This is a genomic window from Burkholderia sp. HI2761 (genome assembly GCF_002223355.1).
GTDB lineage: Bacteria > Pseudomonadota > Gammaproteobacteria > Burkholderiales > Burkholderiaceae > Burkholderia.
Map to the genome: position 1 here is coordinate 1107798 of NZ_NKFN01000004.1, position 15753 is coordinate 1123550.

The window sequence follows — 15753 nt, forward strand, 5'->3', positions numbered from 1 at the left end:
ACCGCGCGGCTCAGTGCCGCGACGGCAGCGACAGACGCTTTTCGTACCAGCGTTGCACCCATTCGAGGATTTGGCACAGGATCCAGTACACGGCCGCGGCGGCGAGATAGAGCGGCAGCGGCTGATAGGTCGCCGCGATCACTTCCTGCGCGCTGCGCAGCAGTTCTGTCACGGTGATCACGGACACGAGCGACGTGTCCTTGATCAGGCTGATCAGGCTGTTCGACAGGCTCGGCACCGCGATGCGCAGCGCCTGCGGGCCGATCACGTAGCGCAGCGTCTGCCCCCACGACAGCCCGAGGCTGTACGCGGCGAGCCATTGGCCGCGCGCGATCCCGTTGATCGCGCCGCGCATGCTTTCGGACATGTAAGCCGCGACGTTCGCGGACAGCGCGATGACGCCGGCCGGCGTCGGGTCGAGCGAGATGCCGAGGCTCGGCAGCCCGTAATAGATGACGAAGATCTGCACGAGCAGCGGCGTGCCGCGCATCAGGCTCACGTACGCGCGCGCCAGCCACGCGAGCGCGTTGACCCAGATGCGTTCGAAACCGTCGAGCGCTTCGCTTTGCCGGATGCCCATCATCGCGAGCATGACGGCGCCAAGCAGGCCGAACACCATCGACAGCACGGCGAACTTGACGGTCAGTACGGCACCCTGGGCGAGCACCGGCAGCGATTGGACGAGCAGGGACGTTGTCGACATGGAATACGAGCGAATGCGTGCGCGAAAGCGCAATCATAAACCGGACCGATAAAACAAAGGGCGGCATCGTTGCGGATGCCGCCCTTTCCGGCCCGCCGTCAGGCGGGAAATGCAGGCGTGCTTACTTGATCGGTTTCGTCACGTCGATGCCGAACCACTTGTCGGAGATCTTCGTGAACGTGCCGTCGGCCTCGAGTTGCGCCGTCGCGTCGTCGATCGCCTTCTGGAACTTCGGGTTGCCCTTCTTGAACGGGATGCCCGACGGGTTCGCCGAGCCGACGTTCGCGCCCGGGCGCAACGGCAGCTGGGAATTCTTCGTCAGATACGCGAGCATCAGGCGGTCGTTGAGCGCCGCGTCGAGGCGGCCGGCCGCCAGATCGCGCAGGTACTCGGGCGCGCCCGGGTACGTCTTCACGTCGATGCCCGGCACCGATTTCGCCATGTCCATGTAGTTCGTGCCGAGCGCGACGCCGAGCTTCTTGCCCTTCAGGTCTTCCAGCGACTTGAACTGGCGCGTGTCGTCCTTGCGCTGGATCAGCTGCGCGGACGAGTACGTGTACGCCGGCGAGAAGTCGAGCGTCTCCTTGCGCTTGTCGGTGATGCCGACCTGGTTGGCGATCACGTCGAACTTGCCGGCCTGCAGGCCCGCGATGATGCCGCTCCATTCGGTCGTCACGAATTCGGCCTTCACGCCGAGCTTCGCCGCGACGGCCTTCGCGATGTCGACGTCGAAGCCGACGAGCTCGCCCGACGGGCTTTTCGAGTTGAACGGCGGGAACGTGCCTTCGAGGCCGACCCGCAGCGTGCCGCGTTGTTTGACCTGGTCGAGGAGGTCGGCCGCATGCGCGGTCGCCGCAGCGAACGACGTGCCGATCACGCCGGCAACCAGCAGCTTCTTCAGCAGCGAAAATTTCATCGTGTGTGTCCTTGCCCTGTCCGGGTCGATGATCTGATAGTGAAATCGAGGATAGCAAAAATGCTATCGATATCTAAATATAGTTTGCTTATGGCTATATTACGCGCTGCGTTCGCGGGCAATTGCCTTCACGCACTCCGACACGAGTGCCGGGCCGCGATAGATGAAGCCGGTGTAGAGCTGGACGAGGGCCGCGCCGGCCGCCAGCTTCGCACGGGCGTCGTCGCCCGAGAAAATGCCGCCGACGCCGATGATCGGCACGTCGTTGCCGACTTGCGCGTGCAGCTTGCGGATCACTTCATTCGACGCGTCGAACACGGGGCGGCCCGACAGGCCGCCGGCTTCGTCCGCGTGCGGCAGGCCCTGGACGGCCGCGCGTGACAGCGTCGTATTGGTGGCGATGACCGCTTCGATCTTGTGGTGCAGCAGCGTGTCGCCGATTTCCTTGACCTGTTCGTCGTCGAGATCGGGCGCGATCTTCAGCGCGAGCGGCACGAGCTTGCCGTGCAGGTCGGCGAGGCGCTGCTGCTTGTCCTTCAGCGCGGCGAGCAGCGCGTCGAGCTCGCCCGCGCCCTGCAACTGGCGCAGGTTCTTCGTGTTCGGCGACGAGATGTTGATCGTCACGTAGCTCGCGAACGGGTACACGCGTTCGAGGCAGTACAGGTAATCCTCGGCCGCGCGCTCGATCGGCGTGTCGGCGTTCTTGCCGATGTTCAGGCCGAGGATGCCGCGATAGCGGGCGGCCTGGACGTTCTTCACGAACTGGTCGACGCCATGGTTGTTGAAGCCCATCCGGTTGATCAGCGCTTCGGCCTGCGGCAGCCGGAACATCCGCGGGCGCGGATTGCCGGGCTGCGGGCGCGGCGTGACCGTGCCGACCTCGATGAAACCGAAGCCGAGCGCCGCGAGGCCGTCGATGGCCGCGCCATCCTTGTCGAGACCGGCCGCGAGGCCGACCGGATTGCGGAACGTGAGCCCCATCACGGTGCGCGGCGCGTCGGGCACGCGGGCCGACAGCGCGCAGGCGAGGCCCGTGCGGCCGGCCGCGCCGAGCGCGCGCAGCGTAAGGTGGTGAGCGTCTTCCGCATCCATTTTGAACAGGGATGCGCGGGCCAGCGGGTAGAGGGAACTGAACACGGGAATGGGGCGGACGGCCGAAATGAATGACAACCCGCTATTTTACCGGGAGTTGCGCGGCACGGGCGTGCTTCGCTTCGTAGCCGCCGCGACGTGCGTCAGTTCGTGCCGGAATGCCCGCCCGGCAACGGCGCGCGCGCCAGCGCCGCGTCGACGGGCGGCAGGTCGATCCGTTCCGGATCGAGCGCCTTCCAGCGGCCGTCGATCAGCCCTTCGAGCGGATGGAAGTTCGCCTTGTAGGCCATCTTCGGGCTCTCGCGGATCCAGTAGCCGAGGTACACGTAGGGCAGCCCGAGACTCTTCGCCTGTTCGATCTGCCACAGGATGTTGTAGGTGCCGTAGCTCGTGTGCCGGTCGTCGGGCTCGAAGAACGTGTAAACCGACGACAGCCCGTCGCCGAGGATGTCGATCATGCTGACCATCCGCAGCTTGCCGGGTTCGCCGCCTGGTGCGTCGAGGTCGCGGAATTCGACGAGGCGCGAGTTGATCCGGCTTTGCAGCAGGAACTGCTCGTACTGGTCGCGGCTGTCGCGATCCATGCCGCCGCCCGCATGGCGCGCGGACTGGTAGCGCATGTAGAGCGCGTAGTGCTCTTCGTCGTAGTGCAGCGGCGAAACCGTCGCGACCAGCGCGCGGTGCCGCTTCCACATCCTGCGCTGCGTGCGCGTCGGCACGAACTCGCCGACCGGCACGCGCACCGGTACGCACGCGCGGCAGCCGTCGCAGTACGGGCGGTACGTGAAGACGCCCGAGCGGCGGAAGCCGGCCTTCACGAGTTCGGTGTAGATGTCGGAATTGATCAGGTGGCTCGGCGTCGCGACTTGCGAGCGCGCGATGCGGCCGTCCAGATAGCTGCACGGATAGGGCGCCGTTGCATAGAATTGCAACGCCGAAAGCGGTGAAAGCGGCAGCTCAGTCGGGTGAGTCATGGGCAGCTCTCGATGCAGGGAAGGAGTGCCGCGCTAGCGCTCGGTCCCGGAGGGCGCCGCCGTTTCGGCGGGGCCCGTCAGCGCGGCGAGCACGCGCTTGTCGAACTGCCACGGAATCGGCGGTTCGGCTACCGCGCGGCGCACGTGAGCGACAAAGGCCTTGCGTGCGATCTCGCGGCCACCGAGCGACGCTAGATGCGACGTATTCTGCTGGCAGTCTATCATTTCCAGCCCCTGCTCGCGAAGGTGCGCGATGAGCGCGGCCAGCGCGATTTTCGACGCATCGGTCACGTCCGCATACATCGACTCGCCGAAAAACATCCGGCCGAACGAGACGCCATAGAGGCCGCCGACGCGGCGCCCCTCGTGCCATGTCTCGATGCTGTGCGCGTTGCCGCTGCGGTAGAGCGACGTATAGGCGTCGATGATCTCGGCGGTGATCCAGGTGCCGCGCTGTCCGCGGCGAGGCGCCTGCGCGCAGGCGCGCATCACGCCGGGAAAGTCGTGATCGACGCGCACCTCCCATTCCGGCTCGCGCAGCACGCGCTTGAGCGTCTTGCGCAGCGACGGCGCTACCTTGAATTCGGTCGGCACGAGGATCATGCGCGGGTCGGGGCTCCACCACAGCACCGGCTGGCCGTCCGAGTACCACGGGAAGATGCCGCGCAGGTAGGCGTCGATGAGGCGCGACGGCAGCAGGTCGGCGCTCGCGGCGAGCAGCCCGGGTGCGCCGGTCGCGGGGCCGAGCGCGCGTTCGATGGACGGAAACGGATCGTCCGGGCCGAGCCAGGGAACCATGGGTGCGGGGCTCAGCCGTTGCGCAGCGAGCGGAAGATATCGCCGGTGTGCACGCCGTAGTCGCCGGCGGCGCGATCGGCGAAGAAGAAGCGCAGCGTCTGGCTGACGGTCGGGAACGCGATCTCGTCCCACGGGATGTCGGCTTCGTCGAACAGTTTCACTTCGAGGCTTTCCTCGCCCGCTTCGAAGCCCGGATCGGTGAGCCGCGCCAGGTAGAACAGGTGGACCTGGTGCACGTGCGGCACGTTGAGCAGCGTGAACAGGTTCTGCACCTCGACGCGCGCGCCGGCTTCCTCGAGCGTTTCGCGCGCGGCGGCTTCCGCGGTCGTTTCGCCCATTTCCATGAAGCCCGCCGGCAGCGTCCAGAATCCGTAGCGCGGTTCGATCGCGCGGCGGCACAGCAGGATCTGGTCGCCCCAGACCGGCACCGTGCCGACGACGTTGCGCGGATTCTGATAGTGGATCGTGCCGCAGTGATCGCAGACGAAGCGCTCGCGGTTGTCGCCCGGAGGAATGCGCGCGAGGACTTCGTAACCGCAGACGGAGCAGAATTTCATGTCGAGTGGAAGGGACGAGGTGATGCGAGTGTATCACCGGGCCGCGGCATTCTCGAACGCCCGCGCATGCGGCGGCGTGTCGTGCGAAACGGCGGACGCGTGCGCGAAGAGGCGGCGGCGCCCGGACGCGCAAAAACAAAAAGCCCGGCGTTAAGCCGGGCTTTTTGCGAAATTCTGGACGGTTGGTTGCGGGGGTAGGATTTGAACCTACGACCTTCGGGTTATGAGCCCGACGAGCTGCCAGACTGCTCCACCCCGCGTCCGTCGAAGAAATAAATTATAAGGAGTTACCCGAGCGCGTGCAAGCACTTTCTGACAATCGCGTGTCGTGTCTTGTGGGGCCGGTACGGTGGGTGGGTGCGCTAGAATCGAACGGTTTGTTTCGTTTCTTCGGCAACGGCGCCTTGCGCGATCGCATCGGCGCCGTTGCGACTCTCACTACTGCATCGACGGATTCATGGACATCGCTCACGATCTGCAATCGATCGGCGCGCAGGAACAGGCGCTCGTGTTTCCCCATTTCGATCCCGCCCGCGCGTGGGCGCTCGGCAACCGGATGCATGCGCTCGCGACGTCGCGCGGTCATGCGATCGCGATCGACATCGTCACGTTCGGCCAGCCGCTGTTTTACGTGGCGCTCGCCGGCGCGACGCCCGACAACGCCGACTGGGTGCGCCGCAAGCGCAACGTCGTCGCGCATTTTCGCCGTAGCTCGTACGCGATCGGCCTGCGCATGCAGCAGGCCGGCGCGACGCTCGCGGACAAGCATGGATTGGCGGTCGCCGAGTATGCGTCGCACGGCGGTTCGTTTCCGCTGACCGTCGCCGGCGCCGGCGTGATCGGCTCGATCACCGCGTCCGGGCTGCCGCAGCGCATGGACCACGAGTTCGTCGTCGAGGCGCTGTGTGCCGAGCTCGGTCACGACTATGCGGTACTGGCCCTCGCAAGGAGCTGAGCGATGCAACTGCCCGGTTACGCCTGGCTCGCGATCGCGATCGTCGCGGAAGTGATCGGCACGTCGGCGCTGCGCGCGGCGGACGGTTTCACGCGCTTCTGGCCGTCGGTGCTCGTCGTCGCCGGTTACGGCGTCGCGTTCTACTGCCTGTCGCTCACGTTGCGCACGATGCCCGTCGGCATCATCTATGCGGTCTGGTCGGGCGCCGGCATCGTGCTGATCACGCTCGTCGCGATGCTGCTCTATCGCCAGGTGCCGGACGTGCCGGCGGTGATCGGCCTGGGGCTGATCATCGCGGGCGTCGTGGTGCTGAACCTGTTCTCGAAGATGCAGGCGCACTGAGCGTGCGACTGCCGTTTGCCGGATGACCTTCATGACCGATTCCACTTCCGCCGCCGAATCCGCCCAGCCCGACGTGCGTGCGTATGTCGCGAACCGCATCGGCTTTCTCGAACTGAACCGGCCGAAGGCGTTGAACGCGCTGTCGGTCGGCATGATCCGGCTGATGCAGCAGGCGCTCGACGCGTGGCGCGACGATCCCGACGTCGTCGCGGTCGTCGTGCACAGCCCGCATCCGCGCGCATTCTGCGCGGGCGGCGACGTGCGCTTCTTCCACGACGCGTGGCAGCGCGGCGACCGCGATGCGGTCGACACGTTCTTCATCGAGGAATACACGCTCAACCATGCGATCTTCACGTATCCGAAGCCGTACATCGCGCTGATGCACGGCGTCGTGATGGGCGGCGGCATGGGGATTTCGCAGGCGGCGCGGCATACGGGCGGCCTGCGCGTCGTGACCGACTCGACGAAGATGGCGATGCCCGAAACGCGCATCGGCCTGTTCCCGGATGTCGGAATGAGCTGGTTCCTCGCGCGTACGCCCGGCGCGATCGGCCGCTATCTCGCGGTGACCGGCGCGACGCTCGATGCGGCCGGCGCGCTGTACGCGCAACTCGCCGACGTCTATCTGCCCGATGCCGCGCTGCCGGCGCTGCTCGACACGCTACGCGGCGTGCGCATCGACAGCGGTGCGCACGCCGTCGCCTGCGTGACCGAGGCGGCTGCCGCGCACAAGGTCGTGCCGACGCCCGACACGTCGGCGCTCGCCGACGCGCGCGCCGGGATCGACCGGCATTTTGCGCGACCCGACCTCAACGCGATCCTCGCGTCGCTCGACGCCGAGCAGGATTGCGCGGCGGTCGACGGGTGGGTCGAGAAGGCGAGCCACGCGATGCGCGAGCAGTTGTCGCCGCTGTCGATGGCCGTGTCGCTCGAAGTCGTCGAACGCGCGCGCGGCGCGACGATGGCCGATTGCCTGCGGCGCGATCTCGATCTCACGCGCTCGACCTTCGCGCGCGGCGACGTGATCGAAGGCGTGCGCGCGCTGATCGTCGACAAGGATCACCAGCCCGTGTGGCGTTTCAAGTCGGCCGCCGACGTCGGCCGCGCCGACGTGCTCGCGATGTTCGACAGCCCGTGGACGCCCGACACGCATCCGCTGCGCAAGCTGAAGGACTGACGTCGATCGGGCCGACCCGCGCGGCCCATCAGCCGCGACACGGAAACGAAAAGGCCGCGTGCACGTGCACGCGGCCTTTTTCATGGACGTCGGCCGGCCCGAGCCCGAAGGGCGCGTCGCCCGCGCCGGCGTTATTCGTCGCCCGCGTCGTCCGACATGAAGGCGCGCATGAACACGAGCGCGCCGAAGCCCCACACCGCGTTCGCCGCGAAGCCGGCCGCGAGCACGGGCATCATGTTGCCCGACGGCCAGATGCCGCGCAGCGGATCGATCGCGAACACGCGGGCGGCCGTCAGCACGATACCGCCGAACACGAGCGCGCCGATCCACGATGCTTCGCGTTCCGGCGAGACGCGCAACAGCCATGCCATCGGAATCGCGCAGCACGCGCTGATCAGCGCATTCGCGACAAATTCAGGAATGCCGAGCGGCGCGAACGGTTGTGTCGAGAAGCCGGTTGCGGCGATCAGGTCGGCCGTGTGAAGGAGGGCGAGCGTGGCCTCGCGGAAGAACAGGGCGGCCAGGAAGCCGGACAGGAATGGCAGGATGACTTTCTGCATCGATGAGTGCACCGCAGGCGCGCACGGCGGGGCCGGGCGCGCGGAGTTATTCGGATAGGTGCGCCATTATAGAGCCCGGCCGCCGCGATATTCGCTCCAGCGTCGCGCTAATCACGAAAGCGGAAAACCTAAGCTCAAAAAAATCGTTCCAAAGCCCTGGACCGATCCCTAGACTGATTTCCCGGAAACAGCCGTGCGATCGCGTCCTCGTCCGCTGCACGGCCTCACCGGCGAGCCATCCCGATTCGAATGCACTCCATGCATGCGTCGCTCATTCGCGACGCGAGCAGGGCAACGTTTTTTTCAAATTTTGGCAGTGACAGTCAAGCAGGAGCAGCAGATGAATGTGTTCTGGTTTATCCCCACGCATGGCGACAGCCGCTATCTCGGCACGGCCGAAGGCGCGCGTGCCGCGGACTACGATTACTTCAAGCAGGTTGCCGTGGCGGCGGACACGCTCGGCTACGACGGCGTGCTGCTGCCGACCGGTCGTTCCTGCGAGGATGCGTGGGTCGTCGCGTCGAGCCTCATTCCGGCAACGCAGCGCCTGAAGTTCCTGGTCGCCGTGCGCCCCGGCATCGCTTCGCCGGGGCTGGCCGCGCGGATGGCCGCGACGTTCGACCGTCTGTCGGGCGGCCGCCTGCTGATCAACGTCGTCACGGGCGGCGATGCGGCCGAGCTCGAAGGCGACGGCCTCTTTGCCGATCACGACACGCGTTACGAGATCACCGACGATTTCCTGAACATCTGGCGTGGGCTGCTGGCCGCGTCGCACGACAACGGCGGGTTCGACTACATCGGCAAGCACCTGCAGTCGAAAGGCGGCAAGGCGCTTTATCCGCCCGTGCAGCATCCGCATCCGCCGCTGTGGTTCGGCGGCTCGTCGCCGGCCGCTCATGCGATTGCCGCCGATCACATCGATACCTACCTGACCTGGGGCGAGCCGCCCGAGGCCGTCGCGAAGAAGATCGCCGACATCCGCGCCCGTGCCGATGCGCGCGGCCGCAAGATCAAGTTCGGCATCCGCCTGCACGTGATCGTGCGCGAGACCGAGGACGAGGCATGGCGTGACGCCGAGCGGCTGATCAGCCGGCTCGACGACGACACGATCGCGCGTGCGCAGAAAGCGTTCGCGAACATGGATTCGGAAGGCCAGCGCCGGATGGCCGCGCTGCACGGCGGCAAGCGCGGCGGCCGCGAGGTGCTCGAGATCTATCCGAACCTGTGGGCCGGCGTGGGGCTCGTGCGCGGCGGCGCCGGCACGGCGCTCGTCGGCAATCCCGAGCAGGTCGCGGAACGCATGCGCGAATACGCGGATCTCGGCATCGAGACGTTCATCCTGTCCGGCTATCCGCACCTCGAGGAGTCGTATCGCTTCGCGGAACTCGTGTTCCCGCTGATCAAGGGCAAGGGCGTCGAGAAGGCGGCCGGCCCGCTGTCGGGGCCGTTCGGCGAGATCGTCGGCAACAACTATCTGCCGAAGACGAGCCAGAGCTGAGCAACGGAGGCTTGCGATGACAACGAAAACATCGACGACGGGCGCCGCCGTGGCCGCTCGCGCATGGCGCGGTGTCGCGCCGTGGCTCGTGCCGCTCGCGTTGCTGGTGGTGTGGGAAGTCGGTGCCCGCACCGGCTGGCTGTCGACCCGCGTGCTGCCCGAGCCGGTGGCGGTAGTGCGCGCGGCCTGGTCGCTCGTGACGTCGGGCGAAATGTGGGCGAATGTGAAAGTGAGCACGTGGCGCGCGCTGTTCGGCTTCGCGATCGGCGGCGGCGTCGGCCTCGCGCTGGGGCTTGCGACCGGGCTGTCGAAGGCCGCCGAGGTCGCGCTCGACTCGACGATCCAGATGATCCGCAACATCCCGGCGCTCGCGATGATCCCGCTCGTGATCCTGTGGTTCGGCATCGACGAGAAGGCGAAGCTGTTCCTCGTCGCGCTCGGCGTGTTCTTCCCCGTCTACATCAATACGTATCACGGGATCCGCTCGGTCGACGCGAACCTGATCGAGATGGCGAAGAGCTACGGCGTGCGCGGCTTCGCGCTGTACCGCGACGTGATCCTGCCCGGCGCGTTGCCGTCGATCCTCGTCGGCGTGCGTTTCGCGCTCGGGCTGATGTGGGTGATGCTGATCGTCGCGGAGACGATCTCCGCGCAGTCCGGCATCGGCTACATGACGATGAACGCACGGGAATTCCTGCAAACCGACGTGGTGGTGGTCGGCATCCTGCTGTACGCGGTGCTCGGCAAGCTGGCCGATGTGCTGGCGAAATGGCTCGAACGCGTGATGCTGCGCTGGCACCCCGCTTATCAATCAGGAGCAAAGGCATGAATGCGACGACTTCGGCGGCCGCCTACGGCCCGCTCGCCGGCGCAGACCTCGAGGCCGAGCTGGCGCAGGCCCGCGTCGCGGACGGCGACGCGCGTGACGCGGCGATCCTCGAGCGCGACGGCGGCGCATCGGTCGTGCCGCTCGCGCGGCGGCGTGCGGGGGGTAGCCCGGCCCCCGACGACGCGGTCACGCTGTCGGGCGTCAGCAAGCGCTTCGGCGCCCGCACGGTGCTCGACAACATCGAGCTCGGCATCGCGCGCGGCAGCTTCGTCGCGATCGTCGGCCGCAGCGGCTGCGGGAAATCGACGCTGCTGCGTCTCGTCGCGGGGCTCGAGCAGCCGAGCAGCGGCGCGCTCGTGACGCGCGGCGAGGGCGGCGGCGTGCTCGATACGCGGATCATGTTCCAGGATGCGCGCCTGCTGCCGTGGAAGACCGTGCTGCAGAACGTGATGCTGGGCCTCGGCCGCGGCGCGCGCGACCAGGCCCGCGCGGTGCTCGACGAAGTCGGGCTGCTGGAGCGCGCGAACGACTGGCCCGCGCAATTGTCGGGCGGGCAGCGGCAGCGTGTCGCGCTGGCCCGCGCGCTCGTGCACCGGCCGCAACTGCTGCTGCTCGACGAGCCGCTCGGCGCACTCGATGCGCTGACCCGCATCGAAATGCATGCGCTGATCGAGCGCCTGTGGCGCGAGCACCGGTTCACCGCGCTGCTCGTCACGCACGACGTGCAGGAGGCCGTCGCGCTCGGCGACCGCATCCTGCTGATCGAGCAGGGGCGCGTGGCGCTCGACCAGCCGGTGCCGCTCGACCGGCCGCGTGCCCGTGCGTCGGCCGCATTCGCGGCGCTGGAGGATCGCGTGCTGAAACGCGTGCTCGCGGGCGGTCCCGGCGCAGCCGTTCAAGACGCGGAGCATGAAGCAGACAAGGTTCGACCGGCCGGGCAAATCCGCTGGGCCGTTTAATTCCGGGCGGCTCCGGCCGCCCGTTCTGAGACTTTTTTCTTCGGAGCGATCATCCCGATGAGCATCACTGCAATCAACGTACGGAACCAGTTCAAGGGCAAGGTCAAGGAGATCATTCGCGGGTCCGTGGTTTCCGAAGTCGACGTCGAGACGCCATTCGGCATCGTCACGTCGGTGATCACCACCCGTTCGGTGGACGAACTCGAACTGAAGGTCGGCGCCGAAGTCGTCGCGCTCGTGAAGTCGACGGAAGTCTCGATCGCGCGCCTCTGAGCGCGTGTGTCGTGCATCGGGGCGCCGCCGGGCAGGCAACGTGCCCGGCGGCGCCGCATTTGCATTCGCGCAGCGCGTTTGCCTCGGTATTCGACTCCCGGACGAAGTGCTAGGATGGAACGACACCGATGCCGGAGGCGAACGCATGACCCCCATCCTTTCCCCCGAAGCCATCGAGGCGCTGAAATGGATCGACCAGTTCGGCGACAGCCGGCCGGTTCCCGCCGCGTTCGACGACGTCGTCCATGCGTTGCTGAACGACGGGCTGATCTATCTGGCGACGGCCGACCGGGTCGATCTGACGGCCGATGGCCGGTCCTTTTTGTCCGACGAATACGATTGAGCGCGCGGCGCCGGCTGCTCGGGCGGCCTGGCGCGGCGTCGCCACGGAGCGTGCGATGGAACCGAGAGGCAGCGACCTCGGCGATTTCAGCGAGCCGTACCGCGGTTTCGAGATCGAGGTGAAGACCGAGCAGGTCTGGGACGGTGAGCATGCGCATTATCGCGTGCTGCAGGGCGATGCCGTGCGGATCGACTGGCGGCTGGTCAAGGTCGACGGGATGCTGCTGACCGAGCGGCGCGTGATCGAGCGCGTGCTCGACGAGGCACGCCGGGCTGTCGATGCGGAACTGGGCTAGGGCTAGGGCCTGTTCACGCTGATAGCGGGCTCCCCTGTTTGGAAAAAAATCGTTCGTGGGGCCAGCGCAAGCCCGTTATTAGCGTGAACAGGCGCTGGCGCACGTGTCGGGCGGGCACGGCCCGTATTGCGGTAAAATATCGGGTTGTTTCCGTGCCGCCTGGCCTGTACCCGAATTCATGTCCGTTCCGTCCTCGCTTCCTCCCCGCCGTGTATCCGTCGCGCCGATGCTCGACTGGACCGACCGTCATTGCCGCTCGTTCCACCGCACGCTGACGCGCAATACGTGGCTGTATACGGAGATGATCACGACGGGCGCGCTGCTGTTCGGCGATGCCCAGCGGCATCTTGCGTTCACGCCGAGCGAATCGCCGGTCGCGCTGCAACTGGGCGGCAGCGAGCGCGACGATCTCGCGCGCGCGGCGAAGCTCGGCGAACAGTGGGGCTACGACGAAATCAACCTGAATTGCGGGTGTCCGTCCGAGCGCGTGCAGCGCGGCGCGTTCGGCGCATGCCTGATGAACGAGCCGCAGCTCGTCGCCGACGGCGTGAAGGCGATGCGCGATGCGGTGTCGGTGCCGGTGACGGTCAAGCACCGCATTGGTGTCGATGCGGTCGAGGACTACGCATTCGTGCGCGATTTCGTCGGCACGGTGGCCGAGGCCGGTTGCGAAACGTTCGTCGTGCATGCCCGCAACGCGATCCTGAAGGGGCTGTCGCCGAAGGAGAATCGCGAGATCCCGCCGCTCAAGTACGACTATGCGTATCGGTTGAAGCGCGATTTTCCGTCGCTGGAAATCGTGATCAACGGCGGCATCACGACGCTCGATGAAGTCGAGCAGCATCTCGAGCACGTCGATGGCGTGATGCTCGGCCGCGAGGCGTATCACAACCCGTACGTGCTGGCGGAGGTCGATGCGCGCTTCTACGGGTCGACCGCAGCGGTGCCCACGCGTGAAGAGGCTGAAGCGCAACTGATCGCGTATTGCGCGGCCGAGTTGAAGCGCGGCACCTACCTGGGCGCGATCGTGCGGCACGCACTCGGGCTGTATCGTGGCATGCCGGGCGCGCGCGGCTGGCGTCGCGTGCTGTCCGACAACAAGAAGCTCGCACGCGGCGATCTGGCTGTGTTCGACGAGGCACGCGCGCATCTGAACGAAGCCGAAGAATTTTTTGAAAAAAAGGCTTTGCAAGTCTCAAAAGACTTCGTATAATCTTGTTCTTCGCTGCTGAAACAAAACAGCGAAGCGAAGAAAGCAGTATCAGTGGTGGCTGTAGCTCAGTTGGTAGAGTCCAGGATTGTGATTCCTGTCGTCGTGGGTTCGAGTCCCATCAGCCACCCCAACGAATTCAAGCACTTGCAGCAGAATCAAGCTGACGTGTTACAGGTTTTGGAAGATAAGATTCCAAAATTTGGAAGATGATGTAGCGAAAGCCCGCCGTCGAGCGGGCTTTTTTGCATTTCGTCTGGAGGCGGGGATGCTGCGAAATAAAAAGAATCAGCAGTGGGACATACTGCGTCGGGCTGCTGTTTTGCTGAACAAAGGTCGGACCCGCGTGCACGAACGCACGCCGCTCCAGCGGCTCATGATTAATTTCCCCCCGGCGCAGCCTGCACCAGACGAAAGAGCTCTCGTTTCTCCGCCAGAGAAAGTTTACAAGTTCATGCGGCGTGAGCATGCGGAATTGCTGGTCGAAAAAGGGTGTACCCGGGTCGGGACGTTGTATGACTTTCGCAAGGTAGAGAACCACGCACGAGGAATTGGGGACTCGGAGGAAGGCTCGAAGGCGATTAGCACCATTGTGACCGGCCGGTTCGATTCCGGAACCCCACAGACTCAAGCGCTTAACATGTTGGGCGGTGTCCACATTGGCGAGGGATGCTCCAACATCACCTTCACCGACAACCATATCTACGCCCAGGTGAACCATCAGGACGCGCTTGTTTGGTGCTGTTCCACCGAAAACACTCGCGGAGCGATGGCAGAAATTGGATACGCTGATGCCTGCGTCGAGATATTCGACGTAAAGGGATTCTTTTCGGCCTTGGACGCTGTAATCCGATCGCGTCATGCTAACGTCGAAACGTACGGACCATTTTGCGTCTCATACCAAGATCGTCTGGAAGGATGGAACCAAGTTGATCTTGGGCTCAGTCCAGTATTCATAAAAGATCGAACACGCTTTGAGGCTCAGAAGGAAGTTCGTATCGCATGGTTCGACCCGACGCAAGGTAAGCATGTCTTTCAAGCGGAATTGGTGGAACATTCGGATTGCCACAAATTCTGCCGAATAGTTGATATTGACTAGGCGAATTGGAAACCGACCACATGCGCGATCATGAAGCTGACCGCCATGTTTATCGTGTGGCACGCACTTTTCTCTGTCGACGACGGTCGTACGTCTTCCGCACCATCCGCTCATCCGCGTGGCCCGTCGCATCGATAATGCGGTCGTCGCCTTCCTCCTGGCGATCGGTTACGGCGGCCGGTCGCATGTCCCGCAGGGCGAAGCGTTCGAACGGCACGCCGCGCGCCTGCGCTTCCTTTTCGCAATACCCCATTAGGCGCGACCAGTTGGTATTCCATCCGCTGCGCGTGTACACCTGACCGGCCGTGTTGCCGAAGACGTGCACGCTCGACGTGCGCTGCAACGTGAGCGCCTCGTCGATCACGGCCTTCAGCTCGGGTGACCACAGCACGAGCTTGACGCGCTGCTGCTCGCCGGCCTTCCGTTTCCCGATCGGTACCTCGACGCCCTCCGGCTTGATGCCTTGGCGGTGCAGCTCACGCATCTCGGTCGGCCGGCTCACGGTCAGGTACGCCGCCTGCATGCACAACGCGAGAATCAGGTATGCCGAGCTGGGGTGTTGGTCGCCGACGCTTCGCCGCGATCTCGCGACCTCGACTGCGAGATCGATCTCAGCCTGCGTGACGTACCGCTGACGCGGCTGCGTCGGGTTGTATTCGATGCCGCGGCATGGATTCGTTTCCAGTTCGCCCCGGCGCCGGCCGTATTCGAGGATCGCGGACAGGAGGGCGATCTCCTTGTTCGCCTTGGCCGGAGCGCCGAGCTGCGCACGTTTGTCGAGGTAGCCGTAGATGTGCTTCGGCTTGATCGCGGCCGGCGCCATCTTCCCGAAGACCTTGATCAGCCGCTTGGACTCGACCCGGTTCTCGTCGAGGGTGGACTTTGCCTTGCGCCGCTCGTCGGTTTGCGGAAGACCGTCCTGCCATTCGAAGTACCGGGCGACGAGCGCCTCGACCGTGCCCGGTTCGATCGCATTCCCGTTGAGCGCCTCCGCGCGCTCGATCGCCTGCTTGCGGATTTCGGCGAGCGCTTCCTTGTTGTGGGCCGGCGCCGACAGGCGGAACGCCCAGCGCCCGGTCGGCAGCTTGTAGCCGAAGCTGACCTTGTGTTTCCCGTAATGGGCGTAGAGCCGGAAGGGCAACCCGTCCGGCCGTTTGCGTCGTCCGATCATGA

General features: G+C 65.6%; 19 protein-coding genes and 2 tRNA genes. 12 read left to right on the top strand and 9 right to left on the bottom strand.

Going from position 1 to position 15753, the window contains the following annotated elements:
• Nucleotides 1-10 precede the first annotated feature (10 nt).
• From CFB46_RS11760 to CFB46_RS11790, 7 genes are all read right to left on the bottom strand, one after another.
• Nucleotides 11-703 carry an amino acid ABC transporter permease gene (locus CFB46_RS11760; protein WP_027784331.1) on the bottom strand — a complete coding sequence of 231 codons (693 nt, stop codon included), beginning with the start codon at nt 701-703 and terminating at the stop codon, nt 11-13.
• Nucleotides 704-824: 121 nt separating this feature from the next.
• Nucleotides 825-1619: a cystine ABC transporter substrate-binding protein gene (locus CFB46_RS11765; protein ID WP_089500033.1), complete on the bottom strand. Its 795-nt coding sequence runs from the start codon at nt 1617-1619 to the stop codon at nt 825-827.
• Nucleotides 1620-1718: 99 nt separating this feature from the next.
• Nucleotides 1719-2756, bottom strand: a complete 1038-nt coding sequence (locus CFB46_RS11770; RefSeq protein ID WP_089500034.1) for a quinone-dependent dihydroorotate dehydrogenase — start codon at nt 2754-2756, stop codon at nt 1719-1721.
• Nucleotides 2757-2854: 98 nt separating this feature from the next.
• Nucleotides 2855-3685: an arginyltransferase gene (locus CFB46_RS11775; RefSeq protein WP_027784334.1), complete on the bottom strand. Its 831-nt coding sequence runs from the start codon at nt 3683-3685 to the stop codon at nt 2855-2857.
• 33 nt (nt 3686-3718) lie between these two features.
• Complete coding sequence (aat, locus tag CFB46_RS11780) at nt 3719-4483, bottom strand: leucyl/phenylalanyl-tRNA--protein transferase (protein ID WP_027784335.1); 765 nt, start codon at nt 4481-4483, stop codon at nt 3719-3721.
• Nucleotides 4484-4494: 11 nt separating this feature from the next.
• Nucleotides 4495-5040: an NUDIX hydrolase gene (locus CFB46_RS11785; protein WP_027784336.1), complete on the bottom strand. Its 546-nt coding sequence runs from the start codon at nt 5038-5040 to the stop codon at nt 4495-4497.
• 183 nt (nt 5041-5223) lie between these two features.
• Nucleotides 5224-5300: transfer RNA gene (locus CFB46_RS11790), tRNA-Met, on the bottom strand.
• A gap of 197 nt (nt 5301-5497) precedes the next feature.
• On the opposite strand from CFB46_RS11790, the gene CFB46_RS11795 reads away from it, so the two are divergent.
• From CFB46_RS11795 to CFB46_RS11805, 3 genes are read left to right on the top strand one after another with little or no spacing between them, the layout of a single operon-like run.
• Nucleotides 5498-5995 carry a heme-degrading domain-containing protein gene (locus CFB46_RS11795; protein ID WP_089500035.1) on the top strand — a complete coding sequence of 166 codons (498 nt, stop codon included), beginning with the start codon at nt 5498-5500 and terminating at the stop codon, nt 5993-5995.
• A 9-nt stretch (nt 5996-6004) separates the two neighbouring features.
• Complete coding sequence (locus CFB46_RS11800) at nt 6005-6337, top strand: DMT family transporter (protein WP_369718844.1); 333 nt, start codon at nt 6005-6007, stop codon at nt 6335-6337.
• A gap of 31 nt (nt 6338-6368) precedes the next feature.
• Nucleotides 6369-7514, top strand: coding sequence for an enoyl-CoA hydratase/isomerase family protein (locus CFB46_RS11805; protein ID WP_089500404.1), 1146 nt, complete (start codon nt 6369-6371; stop codon nt 7512-7514).
• 131 nt (nt 7515-7645) lie between these two features.
• On the opposite strand, the gene CFB46_RS11810 is transcribed toward CFB46_RS11805, so the two are convergent.
• Nucleotides 7646-8074 carry a hypothetical protein gene (locus CFB46_RS11810; RefSeq protein WP_006484223.1) on the bottom strand — a complete coding sequence of 143 codons (429 nt, stop codon included), beginning with the start codon at nt 8072-8074 and terminating at the stop codon, nt 7646-7648.
• Between the two features lie 340 nt (nt 8075-8414).
• Here CFB46_RS11810 and ssuD point away from each other — a divergent pair, with 340 nt between their 5' ends.
• The 9 genes from ssuD to CFB46_RS35215 all read left to right on the top strand — a co-directional run bounded on the left by ssuD (nt 8415) and on the right by CFB46_RS35215 (nt 14580).
• Nucleotides 8415-9572 carry an FMNH2-dependent alkanesulfonate monooxygenase gene (gene ssuD, locus CFB46_RS11815; protein WP_089500036.1) on the top strand — a complete coding sequence of 386 codons (1158 nt, stop codon included), beginning with the start codon at nt 8415-8417 and terminating at the stop codon, nt 9570-9572.
• A gap of 16 nt (nt 9573-9588) precedes the next feature.
• Nucleotides 9589-10401 carry an aliphatic sulfonate ABC transporter permease SsuC gene (gene ssuC, locus CFB46_RS11820; protein WP_027784340.1) on the top strand — a complete coding sequence of 271 codons (813 nt, stop codon included), beginning with the start codon at nt 9589-9591 and terminating at the stop codon, nt 10399-10401.
• Nucleotides 10398-11360, top strand: coding sequence for an ATP-binding cassette domain-containing protein (locus tag CFB46_RS11825; protein ID WP_089500037.1), 963 nt, complete (start codon nt 10398-10400; stop codon nt 11358-11360). The genes ssuC and CFB46_RS11825 overlap by 4 nt, the downstream gene beginning before the upstream one ends.
• Nucleotides 11361-11417: 57 nt before the next feature.
• Nucleotides 11418-11633: a TOBE domain-containing protein gene (locus tag CFB46_RS11830; RefSeq protein ID WP_006476104.1), complete on the top strand. Its 216-nt coding sequence runs from the start codon at nt 11418-11420 to the stop codon at nt 11631-11633.
• Nucleotides 11634-11778: 145 nt separating this feature from the next.
• A complete protein-coding gene (locus tag CFB46_RS11835) occupies nt 11779-11976 on the top strand; it encodes a hypothetical protein (protein WP_027784342.1) in 198 nt (65 codons plus the stop codon).
• 55 nt (nt 11977-12031) lie between these two features.
• On the top strand, nt 12032-12271 hold the full coding sequence (locus CFB46_RS11840) for a hypothetical protein (protein ID WP_027784343.1): 240 nt from the start codon (nt 12032-12034) through the stop codon (nt 12269-12271).
• Between the two features lie 226 nt (nt 12272-12497).
• Nucleotides 12498-13484, top strand: a complete 987-nt coding sequence (gene dusA / locus CFB46_RS11845; protein WP_256980663.1) for a tRNA dihydrouridine(20/20a) synthase DusA — start codon at nt 12498-12500, stop codon at nt 13482-13484.
• A 54-nt stretch (nt 13485-13538) separates the two neighbouring features.
• Nucleotides 13539-13614 (top strand) — tRNA-His (locus tag CFB46_RS11850).
• A 69-nt stretch (nt 13615-13683) separates the two neighbouring features.
• Nucleotides 13684-14580, top strand: coding sequence for a hypothetical protein (locus CFB46_RS35215; RefSeq protein WP_143751611.1), 897 nt, complete (start codon nt 13684-13686; stop codon nt 14578-14580).
• Between the two features lie 49 nt (nt 14581-14629).
• On the opposite strand, the gene CFB46_RS36365 is transcribed toward CFB46_RS35215, so the two are convergent.
• Nucleotides 14630-15751: a hypothetical protein gene (locus CFB46_RS36365; RefSeq protein WP_089500039.1), complete on the bottom strand. Its 1122-nt coding sequence runs from the start codon at nt 15749-15751 to the stop codon at nt 14630-14632.
• Nucleotides 15752-15753 lie beyond the last annotated feature (2 nt).

Bases quoted from the DNA above. Each gene is read 5' to 3' on its own strand.
- CFB46_RS11760 (WP_027784331.1), bottom strand. From the start codon at position 703: ATGTCGACAACGTCCCTGCTCGTCCAATCGCTGCCGGTGCTCGCCCAG.
- CFB46_RS11765 (WP_089500033.1), bottom strand. From the start codon at position 1,619: ATGAAATTTTCGCTGCTGAAGAAGCTGCTGGTTGCCGGCGTGATCGGC.
- CFB46_RS11775 (WP_027784334.1), bottom strand. From the start codon at position 3,685: ATGACTCACCCGACTGAGCTGCCGCTTTCACCGCTTTCGGCGTTGCAA.
- aat (WP_027784335.1), bottom strand. From the start codon at position 4,483: ATGGTTCCCTGGCTCGGCCCGGACGATCCGTTTCCGTCCATCGAACGC.
- CFB46_RS11785 (WP_027784336.1), bottom strand. From the start codon at position 5,040: ATGAAATTCTGCTCCGTCTGCGGTTACGAAGTCCTCGCGCGCATTCCT.
- CFB46_RS11795 (WP_089500035.1), top strand. From the start codon at position 5,498: ATGGACATCGCTCACGATCTGCAATCGATCGGCGCGCAGGAACAGGCG.
- CFB46_RS11805 (WP_089500404.1), top strand. From the start codon at position 6,369: ATGACCGATTCCACTTCCGCCGCCGAATCCGCCCAGCCCGACGTGCGT.
- CFB46_RS11810 (WP_006484223.1), bottom strand. From the start codon at position 8,074: ATGCAGAAAGTCATCCTGCCATTCCTGTCCGGCTTCCTGGCCGCCCTG.
- ssuD (WP_089500036.1), top strand. From the start codon at position 8,415: ATGAATGTGTTCTGGTTTATCCCCACGCATGGCGACAGCCGCTATCTC.
- ssuC (WP_027784340.1), top strand. From the start codon at position 9,589: ATGACAACGAAAACATCGACGACGGGCGCCGCCGTGGCCGCTCGCGCA.
- CFB46_RS11825 (WP_089500037.1), top strand. From the start codon at position 10,398: ATGAATGCGACGACTTCGGCGGCCGCCTACGGCCCGCTCGCCGGCGCA.
- CFB46_RS11830 (WP_006476104.1), top strand. From the start codon at position 11,418: ATGAGCATCACTGCAATCAACGTACGGAACCAGTTCAAGGGCAAGGTC.
- CFB46_RS11835 (WP_027784342.1), top strand. From the start codon at position 11,779: ATGACCCCCATCCTTTCCCCCGAAGCCATCGAGGCGCTGAAATGGATC.
- CFB46_RS11840 (WP_027784343.1), top strand. From the start codon at position 12,032: ATGGAACCGAGAGGCAGCGACCTCGGCGATTTCAGCGAGCCGTACCGC.
- dusA (WP_256980663.1), top strand. From the start codon at position 12,498: ATGCTCGACTGGACCGACCGTCATTGCCGCTCGTTCCACCGCACGCTG.
- CFB46_RS36365 (WP_089500039.1), bottom strand. From the start codon at position 15,751: ATGATCGGACGACGCAAACGGCCGGACGGGTTGCCCTTCCGGCTCTAC.